Below are 22,944 nucleotides of genomic sequence, written 5' to 3'. Positions count from 1 at the left end.
ACGGCCCCACGGAAGCGCTCAATGGCAGGCTCGAACACCTCCGCGGCTCCGCCCTCGGCTTCCGGAACCTTGCCAACTACATCGCCCGATCACTCCTCGAGACCGGCGGATTCAGACCCCGGCTACACCCTCAAATGCGATGAGCCGGTAAACGGGCAGCCAATCTCCACGTGCTGGACGTGACCGAAATGTACGTCCAACTGGCGGAGCAGGCACGGCTGGCCGGCATGAATTCTAAGATCCACTACTGGCCCGAACCTGCCAGTCACGATCATGTCGGGGTGATCAAACTCCGGCCGGACGCCTATGTGGAGACTGGTTCTAAACGCTTCTGCATCGAAGTGGATCGCGGCGGCGAAGCCAGAAACAGCGGAGAAAACGAATCCCAGCTGACCCAGCAAATGCGGACCTACCTGAAGGCGATTGATTCAGGGCATTGGGACGAAGCCAAACGCGGCGTTTTTTCGTCGATTATCTGGACCGCGCACGGCGAAAGCGCTACCGATACATCGAGCGGATCATCGACTAGCTGGGAGAGCGGCAGCTCTTCTCCATCGTGCTATTCGAGGAGACCGTCGAGAAAATCATCCGTGCCTCGATGAGGGGCCAAGAACAAACCGAAAGGACAGCAAATGCCGACCTATGACTGGCGAGCATTGGCCCGCGATGAAGATCCGAACCGTGTCTATGTGCACGGGCAATTCTCACTGCCCCCGCAGACTCCCAACTTGATGAAGTGCGCCATGGACGTGGCAGTCGTAGATGCGATTCGAGAAGGTTGCGACCCGGATACGCTCGCTGATTTGAAAATGGACATTTCGGATTGCGAGCACGGTGACTTCGATAAGTGGATGGATGGCAGTAGGAAGTGTCTGGATTGCGGGAAGGGCATCAAGGGATTGGCCGGATAATGCCGTACTACTACTGGAACTCACAGCCATCGACGACGACGCCGGGGAGCGAGTCGAGCTTGGAGATCTGTACTTCATCGAGAATGAAAGTGATCCGAGGCAGGTGGCCACTCTTGTATGACTGCGGCGCGCGAGGATTCGGGAGGCCTCGGATTCAGTGATTTCAGAGACTTTTACATTTCTGAGATCTACTACGACCTGGAGTAGTTTCGACCGTCTAATCCATCGGCCAAGGCTGGCCAAGGTTGTGGGTGATCTCAGTCAGCCGGCCTGAGCCATTGCGCTGCCAGGCCGTGCCGGCGCTGTCTACGAATTTTGCGATCGCCGGGAAGTCTGTGCTGGGCATCAGGAATGAAGCCTCATCACCGGGAGCTAGTACCTCGCGGATATCATGTTTTCGTTCATCAGGCGGGCCGGCATAGAGCAGGACACGGTAGATCGGTAGCTGGCTGTCATTGCGAATGAAGTATCGATTCTGCACATACGGGCGGGGGATCGGTCCCGACATGACGTTCTTGTCTTGACGGTGCCCCACTGTGACAGCTGCGGCCTGGCGGCGCCGCTGATCCTTCTCTTGGCGGGAGTAAACCCGCACGCCGAGGAGCAGAGCACCGGCGGTGCCAATTGCGCCTACAGCACTGCCCACGGCGCCGATCCAGTCAGTTACTTCCGTCATTGGACAACAACTTTCGCTGCCCGAGCGTCGCGACCGATCTCTCTAGGATCAAAGCCCTCCGGTTCCTTTCCCTTCTCAAACAGAGTTCCTTTTGAGGTGCGAATCCATCGCACACCGCCAGCGTCGGTGAATTCAGCGTAAGCGGAGGAAAATTGGAGTTCCTCGCCAAACTCTTTGCGAAAATCATTGATCAGGACATCTTGAACATACGGTTGGCCATCCTCAAGTACGCCCCCATCTGGATCGAGGCAGAATATCCTCACGTTATGGATTGCTAGGTTGCTGCTATTCACCACCTCTACTGCGGTTTGGTCCAAAAGTAAGCCGGTCAGCCGACGAACGGAAACGGACACTGCCTGGGATCGACGCCGTTCCAGAAGTTCTGCATGCCGGTCTTCCCGCTGCTTCTCGTACGTCCTGGCGGCATAGATGAGGGCGCCGCCGGTCAGAAGAGCACCGAAAGCTGTTGCTATGGCTCCCCAGAATGTTGAGATAGCGCTTAGCCATTCGGCGGCGTTCGGCGCTTGGTCGGCGGTAGCGCCCTGTAACAGGCTGGAACCGGAGATGACTATCACTGGGAGGCTAACGCTAATAGTCGCTATTCCCAGCTTCTGCCCGAGGTTTATTCGCTTAATTCCATGGTCCACGCCGGATGTGATGCCGACTTTTTGAGGATAGATCCCCATTAGGGAACCAACGACCCGTGGCCGTCAGACTTCAGAAACACAGTCCAGCTTGTGCCGCTGCCCTTGGCCGACGAGCAGACGAACTGCATCGGGATAGAGTTCCCGGCCGGCGCGTCTGTGTAGCCGCCCGTGGTGTCGTAGCTGCCATCAGATGCCCTGTACGTGGAGTTGGTCTTGCCTGACAGAACTGTGGCTGTCGGGTGCTTCTGAAGAAGCCGCTTCTCGCATACGGTATTGGCTTCCGTGGCGTCAGCCGCGCGCTGGTCGTCGATGGCTTTCTGAGCGGCGTCCAAAGCCGCAGACATGGCCGACGCGCTGGCTATTGCACTGGCCTTGGCGTCGGCTTCCTGGCCAGCCCGTATGGCCTGGGAAGACACTGCGATGGCGATAATTGCCAGGAGCGGAACGACCGCACCGCCAATGATGATCAAGAGTTTGTTCCGGTTGGAACCAGGGGTTGGCGAAACGGGCTGTTCGGTGCTCAACAAGATGTTGCCTTTCAAAAGTGCCTTGTGGCCGGATGAATCGAAGGCCCGGACTGGCCGCTCTAGCCCCCAGCACGTTTGCACTTCGAAGGAAGATTACCGCAGGGAGGTGTTGTGCGCCCACTTATACACCTGTGGATAATAAAAAGCTCCCAGATGGCACGGGGAGCTAGGCAGTGTGCAGCCCCTTTCTCGGTAAGACGCGAGTGCTTATCTCTTTGTACGGTCCAGGTACTCCGACGCCACGTTTCGGCTATTGCATTATCGCGCTTGTGGCGCATAATCATAAATTCCTAATAAGATGAGAGCACAGGAATGACGCCGTACTCTCAAACCTGACTAGGGTGGATCTAGCCATTACTCTCAAAGTAGAGTGACTTGGCCTCCCAGACAACAAAGGAGGTTCTATTTGAAAGTAAGTACTGCCAAAACATCGGCCATTATTCCGGCCGAAATCAAAGAAATGACCTGAGCCTAAGCGCCAAAGGGTTATGCTTATCTGCTGCTCATGGTCGATCCGACGCACGCCACTATCAAAGGCATTGCCCTGGAATTGCGTGAGCAAGAAGTGTCCGTCCGACACGCGGCGACTGAATTAGAGGCGATGGGCTACCTCGCGGACGTGCAATGAGCCTCATCCGCAGCGTCAAGAACGCCAATTACACCACGATCTCTAATGTCGCCGCCAACGATCCCGGACTGTCGCTCAAGTCCAAGGGTCTCTTCTACTTCCTCATGAGCAAGCCCGACTCCTGGACCATCACTGAACGCGGGCTGATGGCTCAGCTGCGCGAAGGTCGCACCGCCGTGGCCGCGGCGCTCAAGGAACTCGAAGCGGCCGGCTACCTCCAGCGCGAGACACTCCGCAACGACAACGGCAAATTCACGGCTGGCGCCACCGTGTTGAGGGAGGAGCCGTGCTCTGATTACCGTGCTCTGGTTTCCCGAGCACGGGTAACCCTCTACGAGTAATTACTAAAGAAGGAAGTACTGAAGAAGAACATGGTTCTACGAACCATGGGCTAACGCCCCCGGAGCGAACCGCCACCATATAAGGACGCACATGGCTTCTCCGTCTACACGAAGGCGAGCCTCACGCCCAATGCCCTCACTAGCGCCTTCATCGACGCCAACAACCAGCCGCTGCAGTTGGCTCTGTCGGGTGGACACGCGATCCCCCTGTTATCGGTGGGCCCCGAGACAGCCGACCGGGCGTTTAGCGTAGTGCTGTTGATAGGCAGAGTGTAGGACTCCGTCAGATACCTAGAAGAGCCGCTCCGAAAGGGCGGCTCTTTGCATGCGACACGGCCCATTTTTGCCGTGCAACATTCAACCGTCTTATAGCCTTGCGAGGTGAATCAATGGTTAGCGGACAATATCTGGTTCGGAGTCGCCCTCAGCGTCGCCGGCATAATTGCGGGGTTCTATGTCCCCCGGTGGACTCGGCGCAAAGTCAATCCGGCATGGCAGCTACGTTCTCAGACGCCGCTGTTGGCCGTAGGGATGGACGGATCTGCCTTGAAGCTACTTCATGGTGAGGGTGAAGAAGCGAAGCATCCATTCCTCAACGTCATTCGTTTCGGCAATCGCGGTAAAGAGGAGATACTGGGCAGGGACTTCGACGGCGCGGTGACAGTTTCATTTTCAAAAGCAAAGCTGATTGGTGCTGCCATTCATGATGCGCTGGGTCTGGGCACCACGGTGGAGCTTGAACACAAGGGAAACAGCGTCACGTTTACCCCGGCTCTACTCCGGAAGGACGAATGGGTCGAGCTGCAGCTTGTGACAGATGGTGCCGCCGAGGTGCCTGCGCTGCAGGCACGCCTTGCGGATCAGCGCGCCGAAATGGTGGAGATGTCCTATAAGCGCCGCGACTTCTGGGCATTTAGCCAGTTCATGACTGGTTTCGGCTTCTTTGCCTTTATGTTGCTGTATCCCTTTATGCCATCTACCACTCAGGGGTTTGGCGCATTCGGTTGGCTCGTGTGCTTGATTTGGTTCTTTGTTGCTTCCAGACAGAAGTCGAAGTCGCCGACCTGGAAAAAAGAGCCCAAGGTTTACGGCCGCTTTTAGCTCTTGCTCCCACACCGCCATTGCCGCATTATTTGAGCAATGGCAACCACCCTACAAGCTGATTCATTTCGCCCCGGTCAATATCAAAGAGCTGGCTGCTTTAGATGCAGACGTAGCAGCAGGGCTTTCGTCCCTCACCCTCAGTATGAGCCGCCGATTCCAGATACGATTATGAACACGATCAGTCGTTACCTCGTGTCCCAGGACAGAGTGTGGGGTTCGGGGGTGTCCATCGAAGAGGGCGGTTTGATTCGCGTAACTACCCCAGTTCCTCTAACTGAAGAAGAGCGGAACTCAATCGGCGTGAGTATCTTCGTAGTCGAAAGGTCGAAGGCCGCATAGCCTTTGATGTTGACCCTCATGTCGGCGGAAGGTGATCGGGGACGGCATTAGAGTCTTCATTAGTTGGTCGAAGAACAGTCGTCATGTAGGCAAAGCTGTCTCTGATGCGGTAGGGATGTATTTGATCCCGTAGTCACGACGTTCATTAGCCAGGAGATTAAGGCTGGGACTCGTGGACTAGAAGAAATTGACGCGTCACTCAACGACACTGACTTTGGCATCATTTGTCTTACACGCAGCAACCAGACTGAACAATGGATCAACCATGAAGCCGGTGCGCCCTTCAAGATTTAACAACCGCGGCGACCGGGGCAATTCAGCCGTCATCGCTAAGAGGTGACAGCCGATCGTCGTATTTTCGTGGCTGGTCTAGGTTCATGCGATGGAATCCTTCGCGGCTGGCTGTTACTTCTCTAGTTCGGGCACTCAGGTGTCTGCCGACTCACCCATAAATAAATAGGGTGCATCGTCGGTGGTGGTTGAAACGCTCCGGAAACCGAACTGGGACACGCCCGGACGACGCCAACTACTAAGAGAGCGCCCCAGCGGCGTAATCTGCTAGGGATCAGAGGCCGATCTGGGGCGCTATATTCAGTGTAGCGCCCCAGGGAACAAAGAGCGCGGAAGCATGACCGATCTAGTGCCGTGGATTACACAGCGCCGGTTCGATGAATACATGGTGGCGGCCAATCACGACGCAGACGCTGCGCGGGAACTGTATGAGTGGAACATTTCCGTATCCGCCGCGTTCTTCGAGCTCATCTCGCATGTTGAAGTTGCATTGAGGAACGCAGTAGATAACATTCTCAAGCCTCTGGAAATAACGGAGAGTGCCCGTGTCGCTGTTCGGCATGGATGGTGGTTTGCCAGTCCGGCGTTCCTGACTGATCACGACCTCGATTTCCACAGGACAGCCTGGAGGCATCTGGGAAATAAGGCGACAGCAGCTCCGCGTGACAAGGTGCTCTCTTCAATGGCCTTCGGCATTTGGGACGCGGTCTTTGGGCCTTCGTACGAGCAACTCTTCCGACGCCATCTCGTCTACGCCTTTCCAAATAGGGGGCCGGGATTCAAGAGAGAGACGGTGCGGAAGAATGTTCTGGCGTTGAGGAACCTGCGCAACCGGGTCGCCCATCATCAAGCAATCTTCGATCTTCCGCTAGAGGAGCGATATGAGCAGGCTATGGAATTGCTCAGCTGGATTGACCCGGCTCTGGAACAGTGGGTCTCGCATCTATGCAGAGTGCCAGGCCTTCTGGATGACCGGCCTGGAGCAGCCGAGTCCATAGCAGTCATCTTGCCCGCGCGTGAGGAGTGGCCGTTCTATGAGCAAAATGCAGCATATATCTGCCAGCCTGGGCGATTCTTTACGCAGGTGAGTCATATCGGTTTTTATGCAAGCAACGCGGTCCAGAGCGAAGTTCCCAAGATACTGGAGCGCCTGGACCACGTCGCTTGGACGTCTGAAGAGATCGGTCGACGAATGAGATCTGGTTCTGAGCAGGACCTTCCGGAAATAGTTAAAAACTGGCGCAACCTCGGCTGGACGGATAACGAATATCAGCTCTTCCTTCTCACCGGGCCTGATGACGAGGGGCGGAGCCGAGGACACGTAACGTTAGATAGCCCGCTCGTGAACCATCGTGTTGGCCGCGGAAGTGCTTGGGTGCGGCGGCAGCGTTACGTTGCCGTCTCTGGATTGCAGTCGTCGAAGGCGTTGGCGGAGCTCGAACAGCCCTAGTGATACTGAGGAGCCGAAACCGGCTGCGCCTTTGGAGCAGCAGCGCGTGAACAGAAAAGGCGTGAGGCGTGGGACAGACATGGCGAGCGACCGCTCTATGCTTGTCGAATGACTGAAGCATCGTTGTCGAAACTGGGATTTGAAACTGATGAGCCCGTCGACGTTACAAAGGACCGCTGGGTTCAAGCGCAGCGGGACCTCATCACGACTACTCTGGACTACAACCTTCAGACCATTGCTGGTTTGGTGGCGGACGGGCGAATTGACCTAAGCCCGGCATTTCAGCGGCGGGATCGCTGGGACGTAAAAAGGCGGTCTTTATTGATTGAGTCGTTCTTGATGAACGTTCCCCTGCCACCTGTTTTTCTGAACGAGGATGAGTACGGGCAGTACTCGATTATTGACGGCAAGCAGCGACTCACAACGGTATCTGAGTTCTTGACGGACAAATTTGAGCTCCAAGGCCTAGGAATTTTCAGCGAAGCCAACGGCCTTCGTTTCTCTGAATTGGATGCGTCACTTCAGTCTGTCCTTCAGACGCGTGCGAGTCTGAGGGCGATTATCCTCCTGCGACTTTCCGACCCGCTTATCAAGTACCACGTCTTCCAGAGGCTTAACACAGGTGGCGTGCGGCTGAATGCCCAAGAGGTCCGCAACGTCACGTTTGCTGGGGCGCTGAACGACGACATCGTCGAAGCGTCGGCTTACCCGAAGTTCACTGAGCTTCTGGGACTGACGGAAACAGGCAAGGCAAAGGCGGCAATATGGCAGCAGATGCGCGACGTGGAGCTTGTTCTGCGTTATCTAACCCTCCGCGATACCTGGGAGAAATTTGCAGGCTCTCTTGGTGGGGCCATGAACACATTTCTTGCGGAGAATCATCATATGAAGGCGGGGAACGGAAGCGGCGCATAGGCGACTTTCGGGATGCGACTGACAAGGTTGCGGCCGGATTCGGCAAGCTGGCGTTTCGAAGATTTGACCCGAAATCGAACAGGATAGGGCGTCAAGTCTTGGCCACTCTCTTCGACGCGCAAATGATCGCGGTCGAACCATTTAGCGTGACAGCTCTGGCGAGTCGATCTGAGGCCATCAAGCTGGGAATGCTCAAGTTGTTTGCTGATGAAGAGTTTGCACATGCGATAGCTTCTCAAACCAACACGCCGCGGTTTGTTCGCACGAGAATCTCTATGGTGGCCGAAATGGTTCAAGAAGCCGTGGCATCTGCGTAATGGAACTCGCTGCATTCCACGGATCTCTGCAAGCCGCGAAAGAACTCGGCGCGGTGGTTCAGATAGGCTCTATGGACGTTAAGAAGCTCAAGAGTTTCGGGCTGGGAGTAGACATCTTGTCTGCTGCGACATCGGGTGCCATCGTTCTTTGCGTTGCCCGCTTTGAAGAGTTCCTGAAGGGTGCGGCAGAACGCACCCTTCAAATGTATGCACGCGCGCAGCCACCAATCGCTCGGTCTCAGCTTGACATTGAACTCCAGGTGATGATCATGAGGAGGAACATCGCAGCGGCAGTTCAAAAGACGGTTCATGGTGTGGAGCGACGACTAGTGGACATCCAGCATGACGTGCAGGATGTCGCGCGGCGCATCACTAACGACGTGATCTGGGGAGATCATGCCATTGATACGCAGTCCAATCCGAGCCCGAAAACAGTTGCAGATATTTTCACGCTCCTGGGTATTCCGGGTTGCTGGAACAAGATAGAGCAGGAGTTCGCTCCGCTGTGGGCAGCCCACTTGCTTCTAGACCCCAATCACAAGTCGATTCCTAGCGCAAACAAGGAGCTGGACTCGATACTTTCGTGGAGAAACATCTGCGCCCATACCAGTCAGGCTCCGCCGATCGGTGCCCGAGAAATTTCGGAGACGATTGCGTTTCTCGAGGCACTCTCGTTGGCCATCGATTCGCTTCTGAAGAACGCCGTATCTGACCGGATCTCTGCGCTCAACAGCACCCCGGCGGCTTGGATCTAGGGACAGGTGGAGCGCTGATCATCGTGTTGGTTGCTGGCTTGATTCGACTCATCGGGCGGAGTAGCGGTCGGTTCCGGTCTCGCATGCGGCCAGTCGGGAAGCGCGGTGATGTTTCGGACAACTTATGGGCCGGTGGTCCTCGAGTGCAGGCAAGTGACGGCGAGTTTCCGAGCTCCTGCGCTGAAGTCGGAATGCGTCGCCATCAAGGCGGGCGGCTACATCTACTGGACTATCTACGATTTCAACACTGCGGCGCACTGCGGCAGGCTTCCGCGTCGGTGATTTTCGGTCATTTGGTCCGACGTTAGGTGCCCGGCCCGCTCAATGGGGGGGCTGTGCACAATGTGCACACTCTTGCCGTCGGACTGGGCCGTACCGGTGCCGGACTGGACCGTACTCGGCATGTTTCCATGACTTCCCCGTGTTTTCAAGGCCCGGAAGCCGGTTCGAGTCCCACCTCGGGCACGTTTTCCCATGTCAGGGGCCCTTTTGGGCCTCTGAGTGTGTACAAATCATCTTTTTTGGTATGTACAGATTATGGAGTTTTGGCGGTGGCCGTTGCTGTGGCCGGCTACTTCTTTTCCTTTCGGCGGTCCGCTGTTCGGGTGGTCATCACTCGTTCACGGGCGGTCCTGGTCCGGGCGACATGACGAGGATCAAACGGTTTCCGCTTCTCTTTCCGAGAGTCGTTTCGTGTGCCTTTGGTTCCTCTTTCCTCTGCTGGCGCGTGCCCCGTGCTGCTTTCCTGCTTCTTCATGGCGATTGAGATCTTTGGCGACATGACCTGAGCGAAATCGGTGCTGGTTCTTTTCCGCGGGTCGGATGCTTCGCATGTAGTCCTTGTTCCTCTGCGGTGTGCCGCGCGGCTCGTGGTCCTTCACTTGTTCATGGTCGATCGATCGGGTGGCAACATGGCCTTGGTCGAGCGGGTGCGTGTCTCTCTTTTCTGTGATCAGCACCTTGTGCATTTGGGTCCTCGTTCCTGTGTCTGAAGGCGGCGCTTTCCTGGCCTGCCATTCGTTCATGGCGCGTGCGATGGCAGGCAAATGGGTCCGGTGCAATACATTTTCCAGGCCCTCGTCGGCCGGTCAGGTAGCCCGGAGAAGCTTTGACGCTTTCTCCGGCTGTCAGACGTGGCGCCGGCATCGATGCCCACTGTTTCCACGCCAATACCGGACAAGGGGGCTTCTTCGGTGATCCACTGGGCGCATTCGACAGTGAGCCCGGGGGGTCGCCGTCATCGTCCTTGTTGAGGAAGCTTTCACGGTTCTGGGAGCGGTTGTCCCACCCCGTTCGCACCAGGAGCCAGCCCTCCGGCAGGGATCCGTGCTCCGACCCCCACGCGCGGATATGGTTGGCCGTGTACGCGGAAACTTCCTCGAGCGAGAAATCAATGATATTGGCAACCGGCTCCGGCAACTCCACGGGGGCGGCAGCGGAGAGCTGCGTAGTGAGGTCCTCCACTTTGGTCCGGCCCGTGGCAAGGACCGCAAGCAGGCTTGCAGGGCTCGTCTGACGTACGTTGTTGACAGCGCTAAGTTCCACGACAAGCTCCTCGAGTGTTGACCCCGCCGAAAAGGCCAGCGGCGATTGCCTGACGGCCCCCGCGTTATTTTCAGGGCCAATGGCTGCGACCTTGGCACCAGGCGGCACGGGGCCGGAACCTTTTGCCACGTCTTTGCCCGGCTTACCGGAACATGCATAGACCCTGGCGAGATAGGCATTCGACGCTTCCGGCCGGGGGAGGGAGACTGGAATCAACGGTCGTAATGCGCATCACATCCCGCGCTTTTCGACTATGGCCGACCCGGTGACCCACAAGCCCAAACCGCATAGGAGAGGGGCTCAGGAAAGCCCGGGTCCCAGCACTAAGGAGCAACAATGTCCCACCCCCAGACCACAACGCCAGGGCAACGTCCCGGCGTTCGCCGGTACGTTGTTGCCTCTCTCGTGGGCAACGCCCTCGAGTGGTACGACTTCTTCTTGTATGCCACGGCATCGGCAGTCGTCTTTGGCAGTCTCTTCTTCCCCGCTGGCACTGACCCGCTCGTAGGGACCATGGCGGCTTTCGCTGGTTTCGCCGTCGGATTTGCCGCCCGACCCCTGGGTGGGATCATCTTCGGGCACATCGGCGACAGGCTTGGGCGCAAGCGTTCACTGGTGCTGACCCTTTCCATAATGGGCATTAGTACAGCGCTTATGGGTTTGTTGCCGACCTATAACCAGGTGGGGCTGCTTGCCCCAGCGCTGCTCATCGTCCTTCGAGTCCTCCAAGGCGTCGCGGCCGGCGGCGAATGGGGTGGAGGTGTCCTGCTGATCAGTGAAAACGCCAACGCCTCACGACGCGGCATGCTCTCGGCATTTAGCCAGGGCGGAATCTCGCTCGGATTCGTGCTCTCCTCCCTCGCGTTCTACTTGGCCCAACTGATGCCGGGACCCCAGTTCATGTTGTGGGGCTGGCGCTTGCCATTTATCGCGAGCGTGGTGCTGCTGGGCGTGGGGGCATACATCCGATTTAAGCTGCCCGAGTCCAAAGAGTTCACCAAAACCCGCGAGAGCCGACCCCAGCACCGTATCGCCGCGCTGGATGCATTGCGCGCCCATCCACGCGAAATCCTTGTTGCCATGGGCCTGCGCGTCGCCGAAAATGGCGGCTCCTATATCTTCCTTTCGTTCTCCATCGTTTATGGCGTTCACGTGGGAGTGGACAAGGGCCTCCTGCTGATGGCGGTGGCTGTATCGATGCTCGCGTCTTTTGGCACCTATATCTTCTTCGGATACCTCTCGGACCGGATCGGCCGGCGCCCCGTGTACGCCCTCGGTGCCGTCGGAATGGGCGTGATGGCCTTCCCATTCTTTGCCCTGATTGACTCGAACGCTCCTGCCGTTGTGATCCTTGCATTCTTCATTGCCAACGGTCTCTGCCACGGTGCCATGATCGGAACGCAGCCGGCGTTCTTCCATGAACTGTTCTCTGCCGAGGTCCGATACTCCGGCATGGCGATTGCCCACGAGGTCGCGGCGGTCTTCGCCGGCGGATTCGCACCGCTGATCGCCACGGCGTTGCTGCTGAACTTCAATTCCTCCGTTCCCGTGTCGCTCTACCTCATCGGTATGGTGCTGGTGACGCTAATCGCGGTGGCCGCCTCTGGCCGGAAAAAGCACAACCGTCAGCCCATTGCGACGGGACAACCGGCACAAGTCCGGTCCTAAGGGGCGGACTTCTCCGAAGCCCCACAGCCACCCAAGAGAGGACCCGACGTGACGGTCTCCATCATCGGAACAGGGCAGTCGCCCTATACCCGCCATCCTGAAAACGGGACGACGACGTCCCACGTTATTGCCCGTGCTGTCCGCAGCGCGTTGCGCGAAGCAGGCCTCAAGCCCAGTGACGTTGACGGTTTCGCTGTCTCAAGCTTTACGCTCATTCCGGACCACGCCATTGACCTGGCCTGGCGCATGGGCCTTCGGCTGACCTGGTTGATGCAGGACACGAACGGGGGAGCCAGCGCTGGCGGCATGCTCCAGCATGCAGTGCGCGCGATCGAAGCGGGTGATGCCAAGGTCATCGTTCTCGCAGCGGGAGACCTCATGGACGGGCCCGCGTTCGCTCAGCTGGTGGCCAGCTACAACCGGGCGACCCAGGATCACCTCGCGCCGCTGCCGATGAAGGGACCGAACGCCCTGTTCGCGATGCTTACCACCCGGCAGATGGAGTCGTTGGGGCTCACCCGTGAAGATTACGGACGTATCGCCATCGCTCAGCGCGAGTGGGCGGCGGGCAACCCGGACGCCGTCTATCGGAAAGCCCTCACCATGGATGAATATCTCAATGCTCCGGTTGTCGCCGCACCACTAGGCCGCTATGACTGCGTACCTCCGGTGACCGGCGCTGACGCGGTTGTCCTCGTGGCTGACCCCGGAAACGGCTCACCTAGGGCAAAGGTGCTCACGGTGCGCGCGTCCTACAACGACGATCAACAGGCCGGAGACGGCCTGGCTACTGGCTTGCGAAGCTGCGCATCTGCGGGATGGGAAGAGTCCGGGATAGGCCCTGAGGATGTGGGTCTCGCGTGCGTATACGACGATTACCCTGCCATGGTGGTTGCGCAACTGGCAGACCTTGGCGTGCTGCCGGCCCGGGAGGACCCGGCGAATTTCATTAAGCGCCACATTGCCACCCGCGAGCTTCCGGTCAATACATCCGGAGGCCAGCTCTCGGCCGGACAGGCAGGAGCTGCGGGAGGGATGCACGGGCTTGTTGAGGCAGCACGCCAGCTGAGGGGCACCGCAGGGGCGCGGCAGATTGCGGCCCGCCATGCTGTGGTCAGCGGATACGGCATGGTCCTTTACCGCTATGGAGCCTGCGCCACCATGACCGTCTTGGAGGCCGCAAAATGAGCGCCCTTGTGCAGGAATGCCGGAATTGCCGGAGCATCCTGTTCCCGGACCGCCTGTTCTGCCCGTTCTGCGGCGAGGACAACTTCTCACCAGTTGAAGCAGGGCAAGGAACTGTTGAGCAGACCACTGAGCTGTCTGACGGCACCGTGCTGGCAACCCTGAGCGTCGGCCGTGGGCTGAGTGTTATCGCCCGGCTGACCGGTCCTGCAAAGCCGGGGCAGGACGTAGCCCTCACCAATGACCCCTACGCCGCCACTGATGTCACCGCATACATACCACTACCTTGAACTTGAATGAGGATCAGCCATGAAACCGACACTTGCCGAACGACGGCAGCGTCCCCTGACCATCCCGCAGATGCTGCTTGAGCGCGCCAAAAAGGCTCCCTCCGCGCCGCTGTTCCGCTGTGGTGGTGTCAGCCGTGACAGCCAGGAAATGGTGGAAGCCGCTGCCCGCGCTGGAGGCATGCTGCGCGGCGCCGGCATCGAGCGGGGCCAGACCGTGGCACTGATGTCCTCAAACCGGCCTGAGCTGCTCGACTTGATCGTTGGCTGCGCCTGGATCGGTGCGATCGCAGTACCCGTGAATACGGCAAGCCGCGGGGAGCAGCTGCGGCACGTGCTGGACAACTCCCAGGCCACACTGATGGTGGCCGAAGCCGAGCAGTTGCCGCATCTTGCCGCGGTGGCACCGCACAGCTTGCGGGAGGTCTGGATCATCGACGGACCTCCCGGCGATCTTCCAGCACCGTTCGCCGTGCGCCCGATGCCGGGGCAAGGCGCTCCTGTAGAACCCGTGGATGCTGCTCCCGCCGAGACCGCCGCCATCCTCTACACGTCAGGCACCACCGGAGTATCCAAAGGTGTCCTGTGTCCCCAGGGCCAGTTCTACTGGTGGGCGGTGAACATGTCCGACCAGCTGGGGCTTGGCCCTGATGATGTGCTGTACACCTGTTTGCCGCTGTTTCACACCAACGCCCTTAACGCGTTCATGCAGGCCGTCGAATGTGGCGGCGAGTACGTTCTGGCCCCGCGGTTCTCCGCATCGCGATTCTGGTCGGATGCGTCCTCGGCGGGAGCCACCGTGACGTATCTTCTTGGTGCCATGGTCGGCATACTTGCCGGCAAGGACCCCGCGGCCGGCGAGCGGGACCACAGGATCCGTCTGGCGCTCTCGCCCGCTACTCCGGCCCGGCTGGTGGAACCCTTCCGTGAAAGGTTCGGTGTGCTGCTGCTGGACGGGTACGGCTCCACGGAGACCAATTCCGTGATGGGATCGACTCCCGATCAGTGGCGCCCCGGCTACGTCGGTAAGGTACGTCCCGGATTCTCAATCCGGGTGGTTGACTCCGATGGCGTTCCCGTTCCCCATGGCGTGCCGGGTGAGTTGCTGATCCGCAGTGACCAGCCCCATGCCATGGCGGCCGGGTACCACGCCATGCCCGAGGCCACGACCAAGGCCTGGCAGGATCTGTGGTTCCACAGCGGGGACCGTGTTGTCATTGACGAGGACGGTTGGGTGCGCTTTGTTGACCGGATCAAGGATGTCATCCGGCGGCGGGGCGAAAATATCTCCTCGGTTGAGGTGGAGCAGGTCCTGCGGCAGCACCCGGCCATCCAGGACGCTGCGGTCTACGCAGTCGATTCGGAGCTGGGCGAGGACGAGGTCATGGCGGCACTTGTCCTCAAGGAGCCGGTTGATTTCGCCGAGGTGTGCGCATTCTGCGTTCCTCGGTTGGCATCGTTCGCCATCCCGCGCTTCCTCCGGGTGGTTGACCAGTTGCCCCAGACCGAGAATGGCAAGGTGCGCAAACAGGTACTGAAGGCGGCCGGCCGCGAGGCTTCCCAGTGGGACCGGGAGGTTGCGTTTCCCCGCCATGCGGCTGCGGCCGTTGTCCGCTGATCGCGGGATACCGGCTTTGTCCCATGAAGTGTCCCGTGCAGTGGCGTCTGCTCACGGCACGGGACGCTGCAGGCGCCAGTAGGATGAGGACATGGACCTGCGGGCGCTGCTGACCACCCACCTTAAGCTGCGCCACCTTGTGATCGTGCTTGCCATAGCCGAACAAGGCAGCCTCGTCCGGGCCGCCGAAGAACTGTATCTCACTCAGCCTGCGCTGAGCCGGGCCTTGCGCGAGGCCGAGCACGCCGTTGGAGCGTCACTGTTTGAGCGAACGGGACGCCGCATGGTACCCACGCCGGCAGGGCAGGTGTGCCTTGAGCATTCCAAGGCAATTGTGGGCCATGTGGGCACTTTGCGCCGCCGGGTGGATGAACTCACCGACCCCGAGGCCGGCGTGGTGCGGGTCGGTGCGCACGTTACCGGCGCGAACCTGCTGCTGCCGCGGGCGGTGGCCCGATTCACGGCTGAGAGGCCCAGGGTGGAAGTCCTGCTCCGGGAAGCGCCGCCCGAAACCCTGATCCAGGAACTCGGCAACGGCGACCTGGACCTGCTCGTAGGCCGGGTCACGGACCATCCCAGTACGGCCCGGCTGCGGCTTGTCCCGCTATACCGCGAGGAATTCCGGATTGTTGCCGCCTTGGGCCATCCGGTGCATGCCATGACGGAGGTCGCACTGGGGGACCTTGTCGGGTACCCCTGGGTAGTGCCGCTGGCGAACACGCCGCTGCGTGACGAACTCGAGGAGAACTTCCGCAGTGCAGGCCTGACACCTCCCGTTCAGCGGGTGGAGTCAGGGACCCCGGCCACCCTGCGGACGCTCGTCGCTGAGGCCGGGTTCCTTGCCCTGATGCCGGAGTCCATGGCAGGGGCAGAGCCCGGCCTGCAGATGCTCGAACTGCACCTCGCGGGTCTCGCCCAGCAGGTTGGCATCCTGCTCCATGCGGACAGGCCGTTGACCGCCAACGCCGACATGTTCGCCGGGAAACTCCATGAAGTGGGGGAGGAGATCCGGCGGGAACTGCTGAACAGCGCCCCTGCCGGCACTGCAATCAACGGCCCGCGCACCTAGAAAATATGCCGGCGGTGCTCACTCGCTGGGCTCTCCGTCCATCGGAACGAAGCTGAGGTGGCGGCTGTCGTAGTCGAGGATGTGCCCGCGGCGTTTGGGGATGCGCGGGACGATCCAACGGTCGCTGATCTGGACGTTGGAAAATGCGGAAGTGAGCCTGTGCTCAAGGTCGTCGAGCTCCTCCAGGTCGTGGAGCCAAAGCAGGACGTAGAGATTGGCCTGTCCCGTGACGGAGGCGCAGACGCGGACTTGGTTGAGCTTGCTCAGTGCGGCGACCACCCGTTCATGGTCCGAGCGGTTGACGTCCAGCCATAGCACGGCAGCGGCGGCCCAGCCCATGAGCTGGTGTGCGAAATCCACATGCCACCGCACCCATCTTGCGGCGAGGATCGCATCGATGTCCCGGGAAACGACCGAGATGGACCGTCCGACCTCGAGCTGCACATCCGCGGCTTTCCGCCGAGGATCGTCACGCAGCGCCGCAATGACGGCGCTATATGCCGGTCTGCGCTCCACATTGGTGGCCGACGGCCGCAGTTTTTCAAGAGCGGCGACCTGGGCCGGTTGGAGCACGTTCAAGCGCCAGTTCGAAGAGTCATGATAGATGGTCCTCAGGAAGTGGGTGCTTGTACTGACGATTCCTGGGATCGAGGCGATGTTCGTGTCCACGTAGCGGTCGGTCTCGAAAAGGCTGGACGCTACGAGCATCACGTAGAGATCCCTTGACCCGGTTGTGCAGTTCACGCTGAAGATCGATGCTTGCTGGACAAGTCCGTCGATGACCTCACCGCGGTGTCCTGCCGCGCATCGAATCTCGACTATCGCGTAAACAGATTCCGCGGATCCGAACGCCCCGCTGTCGTAGCAGCTCATCCAGGCAAGCTTCTCTTCCAAGAGGGTGTTCCAACGCCTGGAGATGGTGGACGCATCAACTGCCAGAATCTTGCCGAGCTGGACCCAGGGGACCCGCGGGTGGATCTGCAGGGCGCTAATAATTTGGAGATCTAAGGCGTCGGCCATGGGTAGAATCATGCCTCACTATGGCTAGATCTGCCAGATCCATGCGCGTAATTTCCGAAAAACCCCTAAATTCCGAGAACTTCCCTACTCTGGGACGACCGTTTTCGTTCCGCAACACCCCCCCAGTTTTGGAGAAACGCATGTCTCAACGATCGCTTATCACGGTCTCGGTTTTCGCCGCTGCAACGGCACTCGTACTGACAGGCTGCGGCGGCAGCGCGAACAGCACCGCGGGAAGTTCCACCGACACGGTGAACATGTCCCTCAGCACGGATCCGTCATCGTTCGACCCCACGCTTGCCCGTTCCGCGGACGACTACACGGTGGCGCCGATGCTCTTCGACACCGTACTGCGGAAGGACGACGGCGGTGCCCTCGTCGGAGGCTTGGCCACCAAATGGGACGCCAAGGACGCGTCCAACTACTCGCTGCAGATCCGAAACGACGCCAAGTGCGCTGACGGGACGCCCATCACACCGACCATCGTGGCGGCGTCGCTCACTCGCTTTGCCGCACCAGCGACCGGATCCTCCGGACGCTCCCTGGCGTTCGGCTCGTCATCGGCCACGTTCACTCCTGATGACAAGGCCGGCACCGTTACGGTCAAGCTCTCAAAAGGGTGGTCGGACTTCCTCACGGGCCTGTCCATTCCGCAAGCTGGAATCGTCTGCCCGGCCGGACTCGCCGACCTCAAGGGCCTTGCCATCGGATCGGTCAAGGCGGCATTCTCGGGCCCCTACAGCCTGACCTCCTCCCAGTCGGGATCCTCGTATAGCCTCGCGCTGCGCGACGGATACGACGCGTGGCCGAAGTTCGCGAAGCCGCTCTCGGGAGTGCCCGCCAAAAACGTCGTCCTCAGACCGATCACGGACTACTCCACGCTCGCGACCCAGTTGCAGGCGGGAAGTCTCGACGTCGGCGTGTTGGTTGACGAAAACGTCGACCGGTTCACTAACAACGACCATTTCCGCCTGACCAGTACGTCGAACAACACCACGTACCTGGTCTTCAATGAACGCCCGGGCACGGCCTTCGCCGATCATCCTGAGCTGCGGAAGGCCGTGGCGCAAGCAATCGACCCGACCGCGTTCAGCAATATCGTCAGTAATTCCCAGGGCAAGAAGATCCTCTCCGTGGGCTCCCCGCAAATCGCCTGTGTCAACACCGACACATCGCTGCTGACTGCCACGGACGCCGGTGCGGCCGCAAAGGCCCTCAACGGGGCCAAGATTCGAATCGTGGGCACCACGCTCCTCACCAAGGGCAACGAGTACATTGCGGAGGTCCTCCGCAAAGCCGGCGCCAATGTCACGCTCAGCTCACTCGACAACGCCAACTGGTCGAGCCTTACGTCCAAGGGCGGCACCGATTGGGACATCAACGTCCAGGGCGACAACAACCTGATGGGGACCATTCCGTCGTCATTGCTTCGGGTCATGGGCCCGGCAGCCGAAAACGGCGGCCGCAACAAGACCGGCGTCGTCAATGACGAGGGCTATGCAGCCTTGAGTGCAGGCATGAACGCCGTCGACAAGGACCAACGATGCGCCGCTTTCCAGGCGGCCCAGGCTTCCTTCCTTAAGCGGGTAGACGCAGTGCCGCTTTCCACCTTGCCCATCACCGTGGTCACCGCAAAGGGATTCAGCATTCGTGCGTTCGGTGACTACCTCGATGCCGCAACCCTGCGGATCACCCAGTAGCGCCCGGAATATCAGGAAAGAAGTTCCCCATGACCGAATACTCAACGGCGCACATGCCCTTGGCAACGGGAACCCGCCCCCCGGGCCCCCGGTCAAGGCCCGGCTCGCGACTCCTTGTAGCCAAATCACCCTGGCTGAAGTTTGCCATCCGGCGGGCGGGAAGCCTGGCCGCGACGTTCCTGGCCCTCATAGTGGTTTCATTCCTTATCGTCCAACTCATCCCCGGCGACCCCGCATATGGGCTTGCCGGCGCCAACGCGGACCAGGGAGACGTCGATCGAATCCGCCATCAGCTTGGACTCGACCTGCCGATGGCCCAACGATTCGTCAACTTTGTAGGCAGCGTGCTGACAGGTGATCTCGGAACCTCGTTCATGTACAGGCAGCCGGTTTCGACCATCATCATGAGCAGGCTGCCCTTCACCGCAACCATCGCGATAGCCGGTATTGTCACGGTGCTCCTCATCGCAGTGCCGCTGGGCATGTCCATCGGGCTTCTGACCCGTGGCGGGCGACGCAGTTGGCTCGATGCCGGCTTTGGCGTTGTCGCCGGCTTCCTGGATTCAGTGCCCGGATATGTTGCCGCTTCATTCCTCGTGGTCATGTTCGCGCTCGGGGTCGGAGTGTTCCCGCTCGTTCCACCAGCGTATGCACCGCGGCTTGGCGCCGAATCGTTCGTGCTTCCCGTCGCGGCGCTGGCGTTGGGCCCGATCTGCACCATCTCGCGGGTCGTGAGGCGGGAGACCGCCGTCGTCCTTGAGAACGATTACATGCGCACAGCGCGTGGGTGGCGGCTGCCGGCGTGGAAGAAATCCTTGAAATGGGCTCTTCCGAACCTCCTCACCACCACTCTTACGTTGAGCGGGCTCATCCTCACCGGAATGATCGGCGGCGCCATCATTATCGAGTCGGTTTTCGCACTTCCGGGATTGGGCACCGGGATTATCAAGGCGATCCTCGACCGTGACTACCCGGTTATCCAGGGCATGGTCATTGTCATCGGCATGATCGCCGCTTTCATTAACCTGCTCGTGGACCTGATCCTCGGGCTCATCGACCGCCGCAACCTTGGGGGCTCCCATGGAATTTCGTAACCGCCGTTTCCGCTGGAACCTGGGGCTTATGCTCGGCCTCGCCCTGTTCCTGGTGGTCGTCATCATTGCCGTTGCGGCACCGATCGCCTTCAGCGAGGCGGCCGACCGGCTGGGACCGCGGCAGTCGCCGTCGTCCGCTCACTGGTTGGGAACCGATACCGCGGGCCATGACATCCTCCTCCGAAGCCTCGTAGCAACCAGGTTGACGCTGCTCATGACGGTAGGCGCAACTGCGATCGCCGTAGTGGTCGGTGTGCTGCTAGGAACCAGTGTTTGGCTCATGCCAGGCCGCCCGCGGGAGCTTTGCCTCCGGGCGATCGATGGCCTGGTTGCATTCCCGGGACTTCTATTGGCACTTGTCGTGGCCGCAATCCTCGGCGCAGGAGGAACCTCGGCAGTCATTGCCATCGGAGTGGCCGGCATCCCATACTTTGCCCGCTTGACGGCGAACCTGGCCGCCAAAGTGTCGCAAAACGAGTACATCACCACCGCGCGGCTCCTTGGAGTCAGGAACCAAAGAATTGTCCTCAAGCACCTGCTGCCGAATATGGCTGAGCCGCTGCTGGTTCTCACCGCGTCAACTTTCGCGCAGACACTGACCGCGATCTCGGCGTTGTCTTTTGTGGGCCTTGGCGTCCAATCTCCCGCGTATGACTGGGGAAAGCTGCTCAATGAGTCCCTGCCATCGCTCCTCGCGGGGAGGCCGTACCAAATGGTAGGTCCGGCCGCCCTGATTGTCCTGACTGGACTCGCCGCCATTCTGGTGGGCGACGGCCTGGCCGCGGCGGCAAATCCGCGCTCATCGACAAAGCGCGCGCAGTCGTCGATGAAAATCATTGGTGCGCCCGTTCCGCACGAATCAGCCGGTTATGTTGCCAGTATTAGCGATTTGACGATTTCGGCTGGGGACGTGCCGCTGGTCAAGGGGATTTCATTCGGCATCAAAGACGGCGAAATTCTCGGCATTGTCGGAGAAAGCGGCTCCGGGAAAACGCTGACGGCCATGGCCTTGGCGCGTTTGCTTCCGGACGGGCTTTCCTCAAGCGCGTCCCGGCTGTCCATCGATGGATTGGACCTCCTCCACGCCGTGCCCGACCGTCGAATGGCGGAGGCTGTGGCCTTGGTCTATCAGGACCCGGGTTCCACGTTCAACCCCGCCCTCCGCATGGGCACGCAGCTAAGTGAGGTACTGGTGACCCACAAGGGCTTCACCCGAGCTAACGCGCGGGAGCGCATCCTGGAGTCGTTCCGGCTCGTGCACATGACTTTGCCTGAACTGCGGCTCAGGCAACATCCCCACGAATTGTCGGGAGGAATGAGGCAACGGGCCATGATTGCTTCGGCTATTTCAACGGCGCCGCGCCTGATCATCGCTGACGAGCCGACGACGGCGCTCGACGTCACGGTCCAAGCGGAAATCCTGCGGGAGCTCAAACGAGTCAATAGGGACTACGGAACGTCGATGATGTTCATTTCCCACGACATCGGAGTGGTTCGCGCCATTTGTGATCGCGTGATCGTGATGTATCGCGGCGAGATCGTGGAAGAGATCAAGGCAGCCGACCTCACTGTGGCACGCGCCCAGCACCCGTACACCAAGTCACTGCTCGCGGCGACTCCGGACATCAACGCGCCACTCGCGGGGCAAGCGCCGTCACGCTCAGCTGCCGACGTCGGCGCGGGAGCAGCCGCTGTTGGCGCCACCGCCGTCGGAACAGCAGCCGTTGGCGCAGCCACCTTTGGAGGAGTAAATGCCTGAACAGTCGAAAGCGATCGAGGTCCGCGACCTCGACGTAAGGTACGGATCCCTGCAAATTCTCCATGGAATCTCGATGGACGTTCCCAAAGGCCGGACAGTAGGAATCGTCGGGGAATCAGGATCCGGGAAGTCCACCCTGGCCAAGACGCTGGTGGGCGTGGTCCGCCCGTCCGCGGGCAGCGTGACAATGGGCGGGGTCAGTGTCACCTCGGCCCGGGGAGCCCGGCGCTCCCAGCTCAGGCGGGCCGTCCAGATGATTCCGCAGGACCCATATTCGTCGTTGGATCCAAGGTGCACCATCGGCGAAGCCTTGGCTGAGGCCGTCGACCCGCGCCGAGCCAACGTGAAGAAGCACCAAGAACTAATTGTGCATTGGCTGGAAACGGTCAAGATGCCTGCCGACTCAATCCATCGGTTCCCCCACGAGTTCTCCGGCGGGCAGCGGCAACGTGTTGCGATTGCACGAGGATTGATCCTCGAACCAACAGTGGTAATAGCGGACGAAATTACGTCTGCACTCGATGTATCTGTCCAAGCCGAAATCCTCGCCTTGATTTCGCGTCTGCGTGCGGAACTCGGATTGACGATGGTCTTCATCTCGCACAACCTCGCAGTAGTCCGGCAAGTCAGCGACGAGGTGGCCGTGTTGTATCGCGGCGAAGTCGTGGAACACAGCACCTCGTCGGAGCTATTCGGGAATCCCCAGCACGAATACACACGCAAACTATTGAGCGCAATTCCCGGAGTGCCGGGCTTCTCCATCGACCCGGGGCCCCGGGAGGGCGCTTCCCAGCTGGTAGCACGGGCATGCTAATCCAAACTCATGGCAAGGCGCAGGCAAGGCGCACGCAAGGCGCGGGCGGACACAACGAAAACAGAATCGAGAAAATACATGAGTGAGGCCATACAGGTTCGTGAAGGCCTGCAGGTTCGTGAAGGTTCGGCGGCCGATGAGCATGTCCTCCGGACTGCGTTGGAGCGGGTTGCGGGCACTGTTTTGGAGGTCAGCCACGCGATCCACGCACGGCCGGAGATCCGTTTCGAGGAATATTTTGCGTCGGGTTTGCTGGCGGACACGCTGAAACGGAAGGGCTTCGC

23 protein-coding genes and 2 pseudogenes are annotated in these 22,944 nt (G+C 59.9%); 19 read left to right on the top strand and 6 right to left on the bottom strand.

Going from position 1 to position 22,944, the window contains the following annotated elements; all coding sequences use genetic code 11:
- From AB4074_RS22600 to AB4074_RS22590, 3 genes are all read left to right on the top strand, one after another.
- The coding region (locus AB4074_RS22600) for a transposase (protein ID WP_441413636.1) at positions 1–143 on the top strand (143 nt) is incomplete at its 5' end.
- A gap of 27 nt (positions 144–170) precedes the next feature.
- Positions 171–602 carry a replication-relaxation family protein gene (locus tag AB4074_RS22595; protein ID WP_441415392.1) on the top strand — a complete coding sequence of 144 codons (432 nt, stop codon included), beginning with the start codon at positions 171–173 and terminating at the stop codon, positions 600–602.
- 30 nt (positions 603–632) lie between these two features.
- Positions 633–911 carry a hypothetical protein gene (locus AB4074_RS22590; protein WP_441415391.1) on the top strand — a complete coding sequence of 93 codons (279 nt, stop codon included), beginning with the start codon at positions 633–635 and terminating at the stop codon, positions 909–911.
- Between the two features lie 217 nt (positions 912–1,128).
- Here the strand turns inward: AB4074_RS22590 and AB4074_RS22585 are convergent, their stop codons facing one another.
- From AB4074_RS22585 to AB4074_RS22575, 3 genes are read right to left on the bottom strand one after another with little or no spacing between them, the layout of a single operon-like run.
- A complete protein-coding gene (locus AB4074_RS22585) occupies positions 1,129–1,587 on the bottom strand; it encodes a hypothetical protein (protein ID WP_441415390.1) in 459 nt (152 codons plus the stop codon).
- A complete protein-coding gene (locus AB4074_RS22580) occupies positions 1,584–2,273 on the bottom strand; it encodes a hypothetical protein (protein WP_441415389.1) in 690 nt (229 codons plus the stop codon). Before AB4074_RS22580 ends, AB4074_RS22585 begins: the two co-directional genes overlap by 4 nt.
- A complete protein-coding gene (locus AB4074_RS22575; RefSeq protein WP_441415388.1) occupies positions 2,273–2,758 on the bottom strand; it encodes a hypothetical protein in 486 nt (161 codons plus the stop codon). The genes AB4074_RS22580 and AB4074_RS22575 overlap by 1 nt, the downstream gene beginning before the upstream one ends.
- Positions 2,759–3,385: 627 nt before the next feature.
- Between AB4074_RS22575 and AB4074_RS22570 the strand changes: the two genes are divergently transcribed.
- From AB4074_RS22570 to AB4074_RS22545, 6 genes are all read left to right on the top strand, one after another.
- Positions 3,386–3,730: a hypothetical protein gene (locus AB4074_RS22570; protein ID WP_441415387.1), complete on the top strand. Its 345-nt coding sequence runs from the start codon at positions 3,386–3,388 to the stop codon at positions 3,728–3,730.
- A gap of 381 nt (positions 3,731–4,111) precedes the next feature.
- Positions 4,112–4,831, top strand: a complete 720-nt coding sequence (locus tag AB4074_RS22565; protein WP_441415386.1) for a hypothetical protein — start codon at positions 4,112–4,114, stop codon at positions 4,829–4,831.
- 970 nt (positions 4,832–5,801) lie between these two features.
- Positions 5,802–6,914, top strand: coding sequence for an Abi family protein (locus tag AB4074_RS22560; protein ID WP_441415385.1), 1,113 nt, complete (start codon positions 5,802–5,804; stop codon positions 6,912–6,914).
- A gap of 108 nt (positions 6,915–7,022) precedes the next feature.
- Entirely contained in the window at positions 7,023–7,829 is an 807-nt protein-coding gene (locus AB4074_RS22555) for a DUF262 domain-containing protein (RefSeq protein ID WP_441415384.1), read from the top strand.
- A 98-nt stretch (positions 7,830–7,927) separates the two neighbouring features.
- The gene (locus AB4074_RS22550; RefSeq protein ID WP_441415383.1) at positions 7,928–8,146 is read left to right on the top strand and encodes a hypothetical protein; all 219 of its coding nucleotides are present in this window, start codon (positions 7,928–7,930) and stop codon (positions 8,144–8,146) included.
- Positions 8,146–8,901, top strand: coding sequence for a HEPN domain-containing protein (locus AB4074_RS22545; protein WP_441415382.1), 756 nt, complete (start codon positions 8,146–8,148; stop codon positions 8,899–8,901). Before AB4074_RS22550 ends, AB4074_RS22545 begins: the two co-directional genes overlap by 1 nt.
- Before the next feature lie 656 nt (positions 8,902–9,557).
- Here AB4074_RS22545 and AB4074_RS22540 read toward each other — a convergent pair.
- Together AB4074_RS22540 and AB4074_RS22535 are read right to left on the bottom strand one after the other, a co-directional pair.
- Entirely contained in the window at positions 9,558–9,926 is a 369-nt protein-coding gene (locus tag AB4074_RS22540; protein ID WP_441415393.1) for a hypothetical protein, read from the bottom strand.
- Between the two features lie 259 nt (positions 9,927–10,185).
- Positions 10,186–10,326, bottom strand: a pseudogene (locus AB4074_RS22535) (hypothetical protein); the annotation flags it as partial.
- Positions 10,327–10,782: 456 nt separating this feature from the next.
- Here AB4074_RS22535 and AB4074_RS22530 point away from each other — a divergent pair.
- The 5 genes from AB4074_RS22530 (at position 10,783) to AB4074_RS22510 (ending at position 16,273) form a co-directional block, all read left to right on the top strand.
- Positions 10,783–12,114 (top strand): MFS transporter, encoded by a 1,332-nt coding sequence (locus AB4074_RS22530; protein WP_441415381.1) that lies wholly within the window; start codon positions 10,783–10,785, stop codon positions 12,112–12,114.
- Positions 12,115–12,162: 48 nt separating this feature from the next.
- A complete protein-coding gene (locus tag AB4074_RS22525) occupies positions 12,163–13,302 on the top strand; it encodes a thiolase family protein (RefSeq protein ID WP_441415380.1) in 1,140 nt (379 codons plus the stop codon).
- Complete coding sequence (locus AB4074_RS22520; RefSeq protein ID WP_441415379.1) at positions 13,299–13,589, top strand: zinc ribbon domain-containing protein; 291 nt, start codon at positions 13,299–13,301, stop codon at positions 13,587–13,589. The genes AB4074_RS22525 and AB4074_RS22520 overlap by 4 nt, the downstream gene beginning before the upstream one ends.
- Positions 13,590–13,608: 19 nt before the next feature.
- Entirely contained in the window at positions 13,609–15,204 is a 1,596-nt protein-coding gene (locus tag AB4074_RS22515) for an ATP-dependent acyl-CoA ligase (protein ID WP_441415378.1), read from the top strand.
- Positions 15,205–15,295: 91 nt separating this feature from the next.
- The gene (locus AB4074_RS22510) at positions 15,296–16,273 is read left to right on the top strand and encodes a LysR substrate-binding domain-containing protein (protein ID WP_441415377.1); all 978 of its coding nucleotides are present in this window, start codon (positions 15,296–15,298) and stop codon (positions 16,271–16,273) included.
- Positions 16,274–16,291: 18 nt separating this feature from the next.
- Here the strand turns inward: AB4074_RS22510 and AB4074_RS22505 are convergent, their stop codons facing one another.
- A complete protein-coding gene (locus tag AB4074_RS22505) occupies positions 16,292–17,293 on the bottom strand; it encodes an Lrp/AsnC family transcriptional regulator (RefSeq protein WP_441415376.1) in 1,002 nt (333 codons plus the stop codon).
- A gap of 140 nt (positions 17,294–17,433) precedes the next feature.
- On the opposite strand from AB4074_RS22505, the gene AB4074_RS22500 reads away from it, so the two are divergent.
- From AB4074_RS22500 to AB4074_RS22480, 5 genes and pseudogenes are all read left to right on the top strand, one after another.
- The gene (locus AB4074_RS22500; RefSeq protein ID WP_441415375.1) at positions 17,434–18,993 is read left to right on the top strand and encodes an ABC transporter substrate-binding protein; all 1,560 of its coding nucleotides are present in this window, start codon (positions 17,434–17,436) and stop codon (positions 18,991–18,993) included.
- 29 nt (positions 18,994–19,022) lie between these two features.
- Positions 19,023–20,087, top strand: coding sequence for an ABC transporter permease (locus tag AB4074_RS22495; protein WP_441415374.1), 1,065 nt, complete (start codon positions 19,023–19,025; stop codon positions 20,085–20,087).
- Positions 20,074–21,846: a dipeptide/oligopeptide/nickel ABC transporter permease/ATP-binding protein gene (locus AB4074_RS22490; RefSeq protein ID WP_441415373.1), complete on the top strand. Its 1,773-nt coding sequence runs from the start codon at positions 20,074–20,076 to the stop codon at positions 21,844–21,846. Before AB4074_RS22495 ends, AB4074_RS22490 begins: the two co-directional genes overlap by 14 nt.
- Positions 21,839–22,660: an ABC transporter ATP-binding protein gene (locus AB4074_RS22485; RefSeq protein WP_441415372.1), complete on the top strand. Its 822-nt coding sequence runs from the start codon at positions 21,839–21,841 to the stop codon at positions 22,658–22,660. The genes AB4074_RS22490 and AB4074_RS22485 overlap by 8 nt, the downstream gene beginning before the upstream one ends.
- Before the next feature lie 78 nt (positions 22,661–22,738).
- A pseudogene (locus AB4074_RS22480) lies at positions 22,739–22,944 on the top strand (hypothetical protein); the annotation flags it as partial.

The sequence above is a fragment of the Arthrobacter sp. 2MCAF14 genome (assembly GCF_052115645.1).
GTDB lineage: Bacteria > Actinomycetota > Actinomycetes > Actinomycetales > Micrococcaceae > Arthrobacter.
This window is presented reverse-complemented; position numbering and strand designations above follow the sequence as displayed.